Genomic DNA, 13,526 nt, shown 5'->3' with positions numbered 1-13,526 from the left:
CATTGGCCAATGAAGCCTGTCACGCTCTGATTGGCATTCACGTTTAAACCATCAGATGTTAGGCAAACAGCAACTCGGAACCGAGATCAATCTCGAACAACCGGCCATCATTCTCTTGGTCGACACCGTAATCTGCCACATACAGGCTTAGCTTATCCCCGTCATTCGGGTCGCTGCTGGGGGCCAGTTCAAGCCCTTTGATGGTTGGGCTCACGCCGCTGATCGGATTGAGATAGATGTCATCATCCAAAAGGTCGATTGTAGCCAGAATGTCGCCGCTACGGTCTATTTGCCAGATGGTAGGCACCCGGCCAGACGCGACATAAAATACGTCATGTGTAGAATCGTATGCCAGCGCCTCACCGTCCAGCATGATCGACGGAAGTGAGATGAAATTTACCACCTCGCCAGTGTCGGTAAACTCAAGAATTTTCTTAATGGCGCCGTCGAGAACAAACAGATGTCCGGTTGCCGGATCGTAAACCAGATCCTCCGTATCCGTCAGGCCAGCACTTGCGGTGTCAAAAGAACCCAGTTTGACAGAGGGATTGCTTGGATCGACCCAATAGATCTCTTGCTTGTCATCATCAGACACGTAAAGAAAACCGTTCCCGCTATTATAGCCCAACCCGGTTGGTTCTTTGCTAAAGTCCTTCAGGCTGTGTCCCTGCACAAGGCCGCCTGGTCCGATCGAGAACATGTTGGTGTCACTGTAGTAGGGGCCTTCGTTATGCTCTGAATCCGCGATGAACAAGGTTTGCAAGCTTGGCACATAGGCCAGCCCTGAGGGATCGCCGCTGCCATAACCCGTCTCATCCACACTGGCGAAAGCAGAAGATGTCAAATCGATGATATCGACCACAGAAGGTTGGAGCGTCGGAGGCGGGAGATAGCTGCCGTCATCGTCGAGAATGTCAGAGATCGCACTCGCTGTATCAATCAGGGCGTTTGTGGCAGAGTTGATCTGTACCGTGAATACCTCGGGGCTTTCCACCACGCTGTCATCAAGCAAGGCGATGACGATGGTTTTTGATGTCTCGCCCGGCAGGAACGTTATCGTCCCATTTGTCACCCCGATAAAATCGCTCCCAGCCTTGGCCGTGCCATCAACTGTGCTGTAGTTGACGGTTACGGTGTCGGTTCCGGCTTGATCAAGCGTGATCATGAATGAGACCGTCGCAGTGCTGCCTTCCGTTTGCGGATTGGGCACGCCCTCAGATATCGACACATTTGGGGTGGACGAAGGAGGAGCGGAGCCATCTAAAGTGTAACTGATCACCAGCAATGGGCCATTGACGTTTTCAGACGATTCAAAATCCCAGGCATTGGTGCTTGGTGTGGTGAACAGCCACCCCAAATTGGCAGCATTCTGTTCTTCTGATGTAGCACCAGCCGCAGCCCAGGCCAGCAAGCTTGCCGTAACATCCACATTGAGCGTGCCAAGTTCAACCGACCCAAATGTATAGTCGGCAGTGGATACCGCCTCTATATTGTCAGTCTGGATGCCATTATCCATCGTGTCCCAGTTGCTCGAACCATCCCAGTCGGTCAGCATGCGGTGCACGGTCCCACCGTTGTTCGAACTGTTCGACACCTCGAAGGTGAGTGTCGCTGATGATATCACTGCGTCCAGAGGGATTTGGCCTGGACCGGAACCAAATAGATTGGCAAACCAAAGAAGCGCCTGAACATCGTTACCGGACCCTGAATCGACCCGTAAAGTGAATGCATTTTCATATGTTTGATCAGGGTATTTTTCGCGGATCCCGGTATCCAGAACACCATCATAGCCATTTGCTCCCAGCCGGAAGGATATGGAGACGACCTTTGGTTCTGAGGTCGGCGTGATGGATACGCTCACATTTGCAGGTGCTGATCGCAATCCGTCGCTATCAGCCACGGTATAACTGATTGGTGTGACGGGGCCGGTATACCCCGTTTCAGGAGTGAAAGTGATCTCACCTGTAACGGAATCGACGCTCCAGATACCTTCACCCACAACAGTTTTTAGTTTGCCGCTGGCATCATCCGCATTCTCGATCTCAACGGAAGTTGCGTCAGGCGCCCCGTCTTCAACATCGCTGTCATTGGCCAACACATCGATCACAACTGCCGTATTTTCACCCGTTGTGGCGCTGTCATCCGTAGCCACCGGGTCATCATTGACCGGACTGACCGCGAGTGTGACGGTTGCGGTGCTGGAGCCGCCATTGCCGTCAGACAGCGTGTAGGTGAAGCTGTCATTGCCGTAGAAATTGGCGTCCGGCGTGTAATTGAAAGAACCATCGCCATTGAGAATGAGCGTGCCATTGGACACATCACTCAGCAGCGTTGCAGTCAACGGATTGCCGTCCGCATCCGTGTCATTGGCCAGCACGCCAGAGATCGCCGCCACCGCAAGGGGCGTGTCCTCATCCACCGCATAGCCATCATCATTCGCCACCGGCGGCGTGTTGTTCCCGACTGTGAGCGAGACCGTCGCTGTAGCTGTGCCGCCATTGCCGTCGGCGATGTCATAGGTGAAGCTGGCCGGGCCGGAATAGCCGGCGGTGGGGGTGAAGGTGATCACCCCGCTGACCAGCACCACGGTGCCGCCAGAGGCATTGCCCACCGCGGTGATCGACAGCGGATCATTCTCCGTATCGGTGTCATTGGCCAAGAGCGTGGCTTCCGTGATGTCGATCGGGGTCTCGAACGGGGTGGTAAACCCGCTGTCATCCACCGCCACCGGGTCATCATTGACCGGATTGACGGTGAGGGTGACAGTTGCGGTGCTGGAGCCGCCATTGCCGTCAGACAGCGTGTAGGTGAAGCTGTCATTGCCGTAGAAATTGGCGTCCGGCGTGTAATTGAAAGAACCATCGCCATTGAGAATGAGCGTGCCATTGGACACATCACTCAGCAGCGTTGCGGTCAACGGATTGCCGTCCGCGTCGGTATCATTGGCCAGCACGCCAGAGATCGCCGCCACTGCAAGGGGCGTGTCCTCATCTACCGCATAGCCATCATCATTCGCCACCGGCGGCGTGTTGTTCCCGACTGTGAGCGAGACCGTCGCTGTAGCTGTGCCGCCATTGCCGTCCGAGATGTCATAGGTGAAGCTGGCCGGGCCGGAATAGCCGGCGGTGGGGGTGAAGGTGATCACCCCGCTGACCAGCACCACGGTGCCGCCAGAGGCATTGCCCACCGCGGTGATCGACAGCGGATCATTCTCCGTATCGGTGTCATTGGCCAAGAGCGTGGCTTCGGTGATCTGCAATGGGGTCTCGAACGGGGTGTTGTAGCCACTGTCATTCACCGCCACCGGGTCATCATTGACCGGATTGACGGTGAGGGTGACAGTTGCGGTGTTGGTGCCGCCATTGCCGTCAGACAGCGTGTAGGTGAAGCTGTCATTGCCGTTGAAATTGGCGTCCGGCGTGTAGTTGAACGACCCATCCGGATTAAGCGTGAGCGTGCCATTGGACACATCACTCAGCAGCGTCGCGGTCAACGGATTGCCGTCCGCGTCGGTATCATTGGCCAGCACGCCAGAGATCGCCGCCACCGCAAGGGGCGTGTCCTCATCTACCGCATAGCCATCATCATTCGCCACCGGCGGCGTGTTGGCAGCCTCTTCCACTGTGAAAGTGTAGGTATATGTGCCCAGCAATTCTCCCTTCTTGCCGGGCTTGGAATAAACTTCCACCACAAATTCATACTCTCCTGGATCAAGCTCAATCCCATTCAGGAGATCGTCTCCACTATCACCAAACTGTGTATATGGAACATTGTTGTCCCGCCGGGTGTAGGTGGTGGTTCCATCTGTCAATGTCATCACCAGGCTGCGTTTGCGTCCGATCAGACTACCGTCCGGATCAATCTCGACCACGATTGTCGTGGTGTCTGTCAGAGTGGAAGATGACAGAATGGCCCCGTCTTCCAGGGGGGACAGTAATTCATCTGTGGTTGTGTCGTATAAGCTAATGATGAGATCAGACATCAGGATTAACCATTTCTATTTCAAAAGAAAAATCGGAGATTTTTGCACTTGGGGGCGCGTGGAAATAGACGCGTTTACTGGTTGTAATCGAACGGAAAATAATGATGGGCCAAGCTTTCAGCCTGGCAAATAATGCCTTTCCAAGACTTGTCATTTTATCCCCCTGTTAACGACTTTCCTCCTCAAGAGTAAAAAAATAACATACCATATTTCACCCACTGCAAATAGTGGGGCGGGGGTAAGCCTTATGGTCAATAAACGTTTTGACCAGCGCAATAAGAAGGGCTTGTCCAATATGTCTTGATAAAGCAGATAGTGTAAAAAATTAATATTTTTTAGTGCTTTAAGAGGCTGATCTCTATTGATCTCAGTTGAAGCCGCTCGGGCTTATGAGCTTCTGCTTAGCCGTGGTCACTTCAGTCGTCGGAGGGAATTGATCGCCTGGATTGATGAAAGACAGAGCGTTGTTTTGTCGAAGATTTCCGTGGGTGAGCCATGTCAGAATTTCGCTGTGATATTGCAATAAAATAGCTTTGTATCAGAGGGGCTAATCAATTCTATTGTGGCTAATTGAATGGGTTCCCCAGTTAATAGTCAATTCTCTCCATTTCGGAAAAAAATTCTGAAAGATTCAGTCAAATCCTAGACCCATGGATCAATATCCAAGGATGGAGTTTTGCATGGAATGAAATTCTTACAGTCTACTTGACATTTTAAACCACGTTGTCGAGAATATGGCAAAAATATGGCAGAATTAAGGTGATTGTTGACAGGTCTGTTAATTAAACAGCGACGTCGCCCGCGTTTGAATTAAGACGATTGGGGTGACGATGACTGTTGAATACAGAAGATTTCACAATCAAATCTCACACAGACAAATCTCGCATAGAGACGCCGTTGAAGATTTACCAAAACCGGAAGCGGGATATTACTCTCGGTTTGGAAAGAGGGTGCTCGACATTTTCATTGTGCTGGTGAGCTTGCCGTTGGTTCTTCCGATAATTGCGATATCGGCATGTGTTGTCATGCTCGATGGTTCAAATCCATTTTATGCTCAGAAAAGAGTGGGGCGTGGAAATAAAGTCTTTTGGATGTGGAAGCTGAGGAGCATGGTACCGAACGCCAAGGAAACCCTGTCCCGGGTTCTTAATAAAGATCGGGCGGCGCGCTTGGAGTGGGAAAAAAACCAGAAGCTCAAAAACGATCCAAGAATTACCTGGTTTGGGCACTACATCCGAAAGTTTTCTGTCGATGAACTTCCACAGATATGGAATGTGCTGCGCGGCGAAATGAGCATCGTTGGGCCGCGCCCGATGATGCCCGAACAACGTTCACTATATCCTGGACGCAGCTATTATCGGTTCCGCCCCGGTCTGACCGGGTTTTGGCAAGTGTCGGACCGCAATGAAAGCTCATTTGCGGCACGCTCTGATCATGACCGTAAATATGCCAAAAGGGTGTCCATAAAAACTGACATCTTGGTCATTCTGTCAACGGTGAAAGTCGTTTTGCACGGTACAGGATATTGAGGGATTATTTAGCGACCAAATTGTTATATACTTTGGGAATACTTAAGCATCTTACAAAGGAAACGGTTTGAAAAAACTAATCTCGACAATGATGCTCTTGTTTTGCGGAGCATTCGTCAGTGGATTGGGGGCGCTGCCTGCCAACGCTGAAATCTATTTGGCGGCCGGTGACAGGATTTCCTTAAAAGTTATTGGCCTGCCAGAGCTGGAAAGCGAAATATTGGTTTCTACTGATGGAACGATCAGGCTGCCAATCATTGGTCAGGTCAATGTCGAGGATCGGTCAATTCTGGATCTTCAGGAGGAAATCGCCGCGGGCCTGAGTCGAGCCCCATTCCAAATTGAAAGCGATACTGGAACTCAGTGGATTCAAGTTGACGCAACAAAGGTTTTTGTCTCGGTGGCAGAGTACCGGCCCATATATGTCACCGGTGATGTTGAGAATGTAGGTCCCCTTGCGTTTCGGCCGGGGACATCGGTCCGTCAGGCATTGGCGAGCGCTGGTGGGATGACTGTGTTGCTGCCGGATAATACCGCTTCTGAATTCGGAAGAGCACTCTCTGATCACATGCTGGTTTCAGCAAGGCTGGAACATGCGCGTGGGGATGTTAAGCGTCTTAAGCTGGAGCTCTCCGCACAGGAGGCCATTGCCCCCGCCACGTCAGAAAGCTCAAACCAGGAGGCTTTGACGCCCGATGAGGTGGAATGGTTAACAACGCGCTCGAAACTGCGGGATCTTGAAGCGACAGCCACCGATTTGTCCTTGGAAAAAATGGAAGAGAGATTGCAGATTTTGGGACAGCTGGAAGCGGTAAACACTGAGGTTCTTCAAACTTACGAAGATGAGTTTGCACGTGTCTCTGAGCTTGCTGAACGGGGGGTTGCAACCGCGAACGCCGCTGCTGAGGCCGAACGCGGTATGTTGTCATTCTCCAGCCGCGTGCTGGAGATTTCCGGTGCATCTCACAGGCTCAAGGTCGACATGTCACAACTGGCGGCAAAATCCCAGGTAGAGTTGTCCGAGACGCGCTTGGAGATACTTGCTCAATTGATGAATGAAATAGATCGGGTACAGGATCTGGAAGCGCAACTTGCTGTTCTGAGTTCAAGGCTGGCCTATCTTGATCCCTCAAAAGCGTTGAAAACTCAGTCAGACAGTTTGATTTATATCTACCGCCGTAACAGTGGAGAAATTGATCGGATGGATGCGGGCTTTGATACAGAGCTTTTGCCGGGGGATGTTGTCGAATTTCACAGCGTTTCGTTGCCGAACTAAGTCACATTAGATTTGGCAGCTTCGGACTCGGCAATGGCATTTAAGGATCTCCAGACATCATAGGAACTCGCGCTGCCGTGGTGCAGGAAGCTCGGCAAATGTCAGATCGGATTTGTTAAAGGGGGAGGGGGCTGATGGCGTATGCCCAAAACCTCAATTCACAAGTGTGGTTCTGACGAAAGCCGCCCCATCGCATGTCGATGTGACAGGATAAGAAATCAGCTTTCCCTGAACGCTCGACGGAAATAATCGGTCAATGGTTTGACAAGATAGCTAAGTGGGGTGCGCTTGTCGGTCTTGAGAAACACTTCTACCGGCATTCCGGGTATGATTTCGAGATCGACCAATTCGGCCACTGCCAGATCATCCGGCAAAACAATGGCTTCGTAAAAGGTTGTCCCGGTGGGTTCATCAAGGATTGTGTCGGGGGATACGCGTAGCACATAGCCGGAGATTTCCGGTGTGTTGCGCTGATTGAACGTGGAAAACCGGAGCGATGCAACCTGACCTGCATGGACCTGATCGATATGAACGGGATCAACCTTTGCAGAGATTTGGACCGGGCGACCGCTTGGCACGATATACATCATTGGTTCTGCGGCGCGGACCACCGACTTATCAGTCCTGACCAAAGAGCCGTAGATGATACCATCGGCGGGCGCGCGTACATCCATGCGGCCGAGCTGTTCGCGAAGGCTTAGCTGTCTCTCTGCAAGTTCGATTTCGCTGTAGCGAAGATCTCGAAGCCGCCCGATGGCATCTTCTCGCCGCTGATCCATAAGTTTCAGCATCTCAATACGTACACTGGAAATCTGTGTTCTGGCTTCGCTGGAAGAGGCTTTGAGCTTGCCAATCTGCCCCAACAGCCTTGCCCGTTCTTTTTTCAACTCATTCACACGCGTTGCGGAAACAAGCTGCTTTTCAAACAATGTCATTTGATCGACAAGTTCTGCTTCGACCAGATCACGTTCCTCGTTCAGGGCGTCAAGCTGTGCCGATAACCCCTCTATCTGACTTTCAATCTGACCAATCTGTTCGGCCAGTTGGGCTCTTCCCTGACTGAGTGATGCCAGGCGCGCAGTGAACAGATTCACCTGACCATTGAGCTGGTTCTCGACCCAACCCGCATCCAGATGAGCGTAATCAGGGGGCGGGGAAAGTTTCAACATGTCCTGCTCATCACGTTCCGCTTCCAACCGGGATCGGCGAGCAAAAATCTCGAGCAATTGGCGTTCAATGATTTCCAGCTCCGAGCGCAAGAAAGTGTCGTCAAAGCGAATAAGAATATCGCCGGCTTTGACCAGGTCACCATCCTGAGCCAGGATTTCCCCCACAACGCCGCCATCAGGGTGCTGAACCACCTGTCTGTCGGATTCGACCTTCACGGTACCATTTGCGATGACCGCACCAGCAATTTCCGTGCCAACTGCCCAGCCCCAAACGCCACCAAAAAGGATCAGAACCGCCAGAAAGCCGATCAGTGCGGGCCATCGGGCGCTCCATTCTCGGGCTTGATCGGCATCTTGCATCACATCACCCCTGTTTAATAGCGGACTTCACATTGTCCGCATTCTTGATCATGGACTGGATAATTTCGTCGCGTGGGCCATAGCCTGCGGCCTGGCCGTTTTCCAACACGAAGAGGTGGTCGCAAAGCGCGATGGCGCGTGGTCGGTGGGTCATGACCACTACGGCTTTGTCGCTGGCTTTCATGTCTTCGATTGCTTTGTTGAGAGCTTCAGACCCTTCTGCATCCAAGGCAGAATTGGGTTCATCCAACACCACGACAATTGGATTGCCATAGAGCGCCCGGGCAAGCGCCAACCGCTGCTTTTGCCCACCTGAAAGCTGCGTATCAGTTGGACCGATGAGTGTGTCATATCCTTTGGGAAGACCCAGGATTACATCGTGTACCCGTGCTTTTTTGGCGGCTTCCACCACTTGAGCGGCGTCGGGTTCAAGGGACATTCGAGCAATGTTTTCGGCGATTGTTCCCTCAAAAAACTGTATTTCCTGTGGCAGATAGCCGACAAGCTCTCCCAATCGCTCTGCGCCATATTGAGGAAGGGTGGCGCCTCCAAGCCGCACTTCTCCGCGGGTTGGAACCATCAGACCAAGCAGCAAGCGTGCAAGAGTTGTTTTGCCCGATCCGCTTTTTCCGATGACCCCCAGGGCTTCTCCGGGGGCGACAAAGAATGTGATGCCATGCAGAACGGGCCTGTCGGTGTCTGGCAACATCAGCGTGACATTTCGAGCGTTGAGTGAGGCTGATGGGGGCGGCAGGCGCGTTGGTTCTGCTTGCTTTTGAATGGCTTCAAACAAGGCAGAAAGGTTACGCCAGCTGGTGCGCGCGCGCTGTGCGATTGGCCATTGCGGCAGACCCTGCTCGACCGGTGCCAGCGCGCGGCCCAGAAGAATGGAGCTTGCAATCATGGCCCCTGCGGTCAGTTCGTTCTGCAATACGTACCATGCACCGACCCCAAGCATTGCCGATTGCAGGAAAAACCGGAAAGCTTTGGTGAAGGCGCTGAAAGATCCAGTCCAGTCATTGGCGACGATCGTCCGCAAAAGCGCATCTTTCTGGCGACGTTGCCAACGTTCCCCAAGCGTCCGACCCATGCCCTGTGCCCAGACGAATTGCGCACCGTTCTGGACCTGCATCGCAAAACTGTTTGCGCTTGTAGACAGGCCCTGAGCGTCATGGATTTTCCGATGGGTCAAAATCTGATTGAGAATGGCGGTCACGATCAGGATGCCGCCACCCGCGACAGCCATCCACCCCAATGTGGGGTGGAAGATAAAGATCGCTGCTATAAATACCGGTGTCCACGGTAGATCAAAGATTGCCAGCAAAACCGGGGAAGCATAGAAATTTCGGATTGCCTCAACATCGTGCAGCGAGCATTTTGGCTGTGCACTGGTGGTTTTGAAGGCATGGGCCTCCAGCAGTGCATCAAAGGCACGTGGCCCGATGATCGATTGAAAGCGTGCGCCCACACGCGCCATCAATCGTCCTCGGGCAAATTCAAGAAGTCCGTAGAGTGCAAATAACAGGGTCACGAGACCCAATAGTGCAACGAGGGTTTCCTCGGACCGGGATCCGAGCACTCGATCATACACTTGAAGCATGAATAAGGGACCAGTCAGCATCAGCAGATTGGTAAAGAGACTGAAGAAAAAGGACAGTCGAAGCAGCCCACGGCCTTGGGCCAAGGCTAGGGAAAGGTGTTTGGAGTCTTTTGTCGACATAATCGTTTCATCAGAAAAATAACTTATTCAACGAGTGAACCAGCCCTCATCCAGCATTGCAATACATAATTTCTGTTTTGGTAAAGGAACTTGTGCGGAGAAATTAAGAAATTCTACGCCGCTATGTGGGGGGCTGCTCTCGTCTGGTCATCGTCGGTCGGGCTGATCGGAATGGACAGCCTGGCGCCTTTTGCATTTGCTCGAGAGGGTGGGGGATCGAGATAGAGGATGGGGGGTGGCATTCCTTGATCACATCAGGATTGCGATCCATGATGCCGGGTCGTGATTACTTACGTGACGCCCAGGCGTCCTGAACCTGGTCACACAGGTTTTGTGGATCAAACGGTTTTGTGATCACTTTGATAGCCCCAAGTCTGATCAGTTTTTCAGCATACTGCGCTTCGGCTTTTGCCGTCATGAACACCACTGGAACCTCTTCCAATCCGGGGATCTTGCGAAGATGGGTCATGGTTGCTTCGCCATTCATCTCAGGCATCATGACGTCAAGCAGAATGAGCTGCGGGGCAAATGCCTGCGCATTATCGATGGCTTCCTGGCCAGATGCGTATTGCTCAACCGTGAATTTCCCAATTAATTCAAGGGTTAATTTGGCGATCTGCCGAATGTCATCGTCATCGTCAACATGCAGTATGCGCTCAAGCTGTTCCATTTGATCCACCCGTGAATTGGAAATCAACGTTACCGTTCGAAACCCCGGCGGGGCTTTCCTTTTTCAGCCATCAAGCTGAATGTTTAGGAATTTCGAAGTAAAACTCGGTACCCACGTTTTGGGTGAAGATAAAGTCTATTAAGCCATTGTGCAATGTCACAATCTTCTTCGCGATGGCCAGGCCAAGCCCGGTACTGCTGCCGCGCTTGCCTTTTTTCGACTGCCCCTTGGCATAACACTCGAAGATCCGGCCTCGGGAGGCTTCGGGAATACCGGAGCCGCTGTCGAATACACTTACGCGCCAGCTATTTTCAGCGTAGGTCACACCCGCTTTTACAGTGCTGTCCTTCGGGGCATGCTTAATTGCGTTTGACAGAAGGTTGATCAGAACGCTTGTCAGTTGCTCGGAATTCCCGATCACAAGCGCACGGTCCGGGACCTGCGTGACTTTGACATTGACATCATGCTCGAATGCGAACCCCTGCATTTCGGTTACAGAGGTTTTGACGAGGCTGACCAGATCCACGGGAATGTGTTCCTTTTCGATCTTCCGAGAAGAGACCGCGCTGAAATCCAATATGCGATTGACCATCGACAAAAGGCGGTCGCTGTTGCGGGAGGCAACCTGCAAGACAGATTGGGCGCTGGGGGGGAGATCGCACACTGCTTTGCTTTCGAGCAGGCCAATTGCGCCCTTGATCGAGGTCAGCGGCGTGCGCATTTCGTGGCTCAGTTCAGAGATGGCCCCCCATTCGTCATCCGGATTTCCGAATGTTACGGTGGAAGAGCGAAGGATGCTCACATAAACATTCCCAACGCCGGGGAAGGTGGCAATATGCGAGGTGATTTGGAAAGGCGATCCGTCCACATTGATGCTGACATGCGCGATGTTTGCATGGCCTTTGCTCAATGGTTCCAGATGCCTGCGAACCAGCGGAGCTGTCATCCGGCCGGAAACGTCAGAAATACATTTTCCATTCAAATCATTCTGGTCCCAGTTGCGCTTTTCGCACGCAGAAGGGTTGGCGTAGACCAGCGTTAGATCAGTTTGGTCGTAAACATAGATTTCGTCACTTAGACAGGCAAATATTCCAGCCAGAAAATCTGGGGCGGGAGTGCGGTGTAAATCATACATGTTATTACCTTTACTTACATTGCGGTCAAAATTACCGCGTAAATTCAAAAACTCTCGTCGCCTGCTTTTAGGGTTGGCAGGCCATGACCTCAGGCTTTTACCCGGTTAAACACAGCAAGGAAGGTCGTGCCCTCACCCAGGACACTCTCGTAGTCGATATGACCTTTGTGGCGGTCTATGATCCCTTTGGTAATGCTCATGCCCAAACCCGTGCCTCCAACTTTGCGCTGGTCGGAACCATCAACTTGGCTGAAGCGACCAAATACCTTATCTTCCGCTCCATCAGGTATGCCAATCCCACTATCCTCAACGGCGATTTTCACTGCGTTTTCGTCGATTTGAACGCTCACCTTTACCTTGCTGCCTTCAGGTGAAAACTTGAGGGCATTGGAAAGCAGGTTTTCCATGACCTGCGTGAGGCGAGTGTGATCACCCTCGATCAGGGCTTCTTCTTGGGGCAGTTCAACGTCAAGAGACATGCCGAGGGCATCAGCATACCCTTTGCTTGCATCGACAGATTCCCGAACAAGTTTGCGCACATCCATCGTGTCGAAATCGAATGACATATCGCCTGTTTCAATCTTCTGCAGGTCGAGCAGGTCATCGATCAGATTGGCGAGGCGAACACTGTTTTTCCCGGCGATCTTCAAGACCGGAGCAATCTCTTTCGGGACTTCTCCAAGGGAATTGCTGTTGATCAGATCCAGCGAGCCTTTGATAGAGGTCAGTGGGGTGCGCAGCTCGTGGCTGACTGTTGAAAGGAACTGAGACTTCAATTCATAGGCCACCAGAGTGCGCTGGTGTTCCTGTTTCAGGGCTTCGTATTGGCGCAGGCCCTGTCGATAAAGCCGAAGATAAACAAACGAACAGTCGACAATAAAATAGACCACAAAGACGACGGTAAAGAATTCCAACCAGGCGTTAGACGAAATCGGAGGGGACCAGCGAATGATATCCAGAAGTGCAATGAACAGAAATGTGGCACCATAAATCGCAAGCCTCAGCACCAGTGCTGGAACCAGCTGGTGGTTGTTCATTGCGGCAAAAAGTGCAGCAGCGAACAGGAAGAAAAGCGGAGTGAAGTGCCCACCTGATCCTTGTTGAATTGCAATGGTTATAACGAATAACGCAATGGCTCCGGCACTGAGGGCAGTGTTGATCATCACCCACCACAAAAACCGTCGAGCCTGGGCAAAGCTACCGGACTTCCAATTGTTCATGTGACGGGAAAGCGTGAGGTCGAGTACTTCGGTGAAAACAACCCCCGCGTAGCACGCAAAAGCTTGTGCAGGATCGAAATAAGCGGCTGCCAGCAGTGTTGCTGCGATGAAAATAGCCTGACGTTGCCAGATGAGTTTGGTGGTGATGGCAATATAGTCCCGCAGCTGCCTTTCCAGACGTTCGCTGCTGTACCAGTTGTTTTCAGTAGCTTCTGATTGGCCTGCGGATGCCATGTTGCTGCCATTCCCCTGATTGGAAACTCATCGTGAAGTTGTAACACCGCAGATAGGATGATTTTCAGTCGTTATTGTGGATTTTTTGGGACAATTTTCATATTTTCGGAAAGCTTTCCTTGGGGTTAAGTGGCGATATTTAAGCCAAAATCCCAAAAAATGAGATGCAAATTGTGCCTGAAATACCATTTAAGGAAAAAAATTGGCAAAATTTTGTTGAAATTGTGAGAT

At 51.9% G+C, this 13,526-nt stretch carries 9 protein-coding genes; 2 read left to right on the top strand and 7 right to left on the bottom strand.

Annotated features, from left to right (window positions below):
- Nucleotides 1–58: 58 nt before the first annotated feature.
- Together O2N63_RS11200 and O2N63_RS11195 are read right to left on the bottom strand one after the other, a co-directional pair.
- Nucleotides 59–3,982 (bottom strand): Ig-like domain-containing protein, encoded by a 3,924-nt coding sequence (locus tag O2N63_RS11200; protein ID WP_271054356.1) that lies wholly within the window; start codon nt 3,980–3,982, stop codon nt 59–61.
- Nucleotides 3,975–4,136 (bottom strand): hypothetical protein, encoded by a 162-nt coding sequence (locus O2N63_RS11195; RefSeq protein ID WP_271054355.1) that lies wholly within the window; start codon nt 4,134–4,136, stop codon nt 3,975–3,977. The genes O2N63_RS11200 and O2N63_RS11195 overlap by 8 nt, the downstream gene beginning before the upstream one ends.
- A gap of 676 nt (nt 4,137–4,812) precedes the next feature.
- Here O2N63_RS11195 and O2N63_RS11190 point away from each other — a divergent pair.
- Both O2N63_RS11190 and O2N63_RS11185 read left to right on the top strand, forming a co-directional pair.
- Nucleotides 4,813–5,511, top strand: coding sequence for a sugar transferase (locus O2N63_RS11190; protein ID WP_271054354.1), 699 nt, complete (start codon nt 4,813–4,815; stop codon nt 5,509–5,511).
- Between the two features lie 88 nt (nt 5,512–5,599).
- Nucleotides 5,600–6,787: a polysaccharide biosynthesis/export family protein gene (locus O2N63_RS11185; protein WP_333780735.1), complete on the top strand. Its 1,188-nt coding sequence runs from the start codon at nt 5,600–5,602 to the stop codon at nt 6,785–6,787.
- A gap of 218 nt (nt 6,788–7,005) precedes the next feature.
- Here O2N63_RS11185 and O2N63_RS11180 read toward each other — a convergent pair whose 3' ends face one another.
- From O2N63_RS11180 to O2N63_RS11160, 5 genes are all read right to left on the bottom strand, one after another.
- Complete coding sequence (locus O2N63_RS11180; protein ID WP_271054353.1) at nt 7,006–8,316, bottom strand: HlyD family type I secretion periplasmic adaptor subunit; 1,311 nt, start codon at nt 8,314–8,316, stop codon at nt 7,006–7,008.
- Nucleotides 8,317–8,320: 4 nt separating this feature from the next.
- Complete coding sequence (locus tag O2N63_RS11175) at nt 8,321–10,036, bottom strand: type I secretion system permease/ATPase (protein ID WP_271054352.1); 1,716 nt, start codon at nt 10,034–10,036, stop codon at nt 8,321–8,323.
- A gap of 286 nt (nt 10,037–10,322) precedes the next feature.
- A complete protein-coding gene (locus O2N63_RS11170) occupies nt 10,323–10,706 on the bottom strand; it encodes a response regulator (protein ID WP_271054351.1) in 384 nt (127 codons plus the stop codon).
- Nucleotides 10,707–10,776: 70 nt separating this feature from the next.
- On the bottom strand, nt 10,777–11,841 hold the full coding sequence (locus tag O2N63_RS11165) for a PAS domain-containing sensor histidine kinase (protein WP_271054350.1): 1,065 nt from the start codon (nt 11,839–11,841) through the stop codon (nt 10,777–10,779).
- An 89-nt stretch (nt 11,842–11,930) separates the two neighbouring features.
- The gene (locus O2N63_RS11160; RefSeq protein WP_271054349.1) at nt 11,931–13,295 is read right to left on the bottom strand and encodes a sensor histidine kinase; all 1,365 of its coding nucleotides are present in this window, start codon (nt 13,293–13,295) and stop codon (nt 11,931–11,933) included.
- Nucleotides 13,296–13,526: the final 231 nt, after the last annotated feature.

The organism is Aliiroseovarius salicola (genome assembly GCF_027891095.1).
GTDB classification, from domain to species: domain Bacteria; phylum Pseudomonadota; class Alphaproteobacteria; order Rhodobacterales; family Rhodobacteraceae; genus Aliiroseovarius; species Aliiroseovarius salicola.
Note: the sequence above shows the minus strand (reverse complement) of the source record. Positions and strands in the feature narration are given on the sequence as shown.

Excerpts from the sequence above, each read along its gene's own strand:
- O2N63_RS11200 (WP_271054356.1), bottom strand. The coding sequence starts at position 3,982 with ATGTCTGATCTCATCATTAGCTTATACGACACAACCACAGATGAATTA.
- O2N63_RS11195 (WP_271054355.1), bottom strand. The coding sequence starts at position 4,136 with ATGACAAGTCTTGGAAAGGCATTATTTGCCAGGCTGAAAGCTTGGCCC.
- O2N63_RS11190 (WP_271054354.1), top strand. The coding sequence starts at position 4,813 with ATGACTGTTGAATACAGAAGATTTCACAATCAAATCTCACACAGACAA.
- O2N63_RS11185 (WP_333780735.1), top strand. The coding sequence starts at position 5,600 with ATGATGCTCTTGTTTTGCGGAGCATTCGTCAGTGGATTGGGGGCGCTG.
- O2N63_RS11180 (WP_271054353.1), bottom strand. The coding sequence starts at position 8,316 with ATGCAAGATGCCGATCAAGCCCGAGAATGGAGCGCCCGATGGCCCGCA.
- O2N63_RS11175 (WP_271054352.1), bottom strand. The coding sequence starts at position 10,036 with ATGTCGACAAAAGACTCCAAACACCTTTCCCTAGCCTTGGCCCAAGGC.
- O2N63_RS11170 (WP_271054351.1), bottom strand. The coding sequence starts at position 10,706 with ATGGAACAGCTTGAGCGCATACTGCATGTTGACGATGACGATGACATT.
- O2N63_RS11165 (WP_271054350.1), bottom strand. The coding sequence starts at position 11,841 with ATGTATGATTTACACCGCACTCCCGCCCCAGATTTTCTGGCTGGAATA.
- O2N63_RS11160 (WP_271054349.1), bottom strand. The coding sequence starts at position 13,295 with ATGGCATCCGCAGGCCAATCAGAAGCTACTGAAAACAACTGGTACAGC.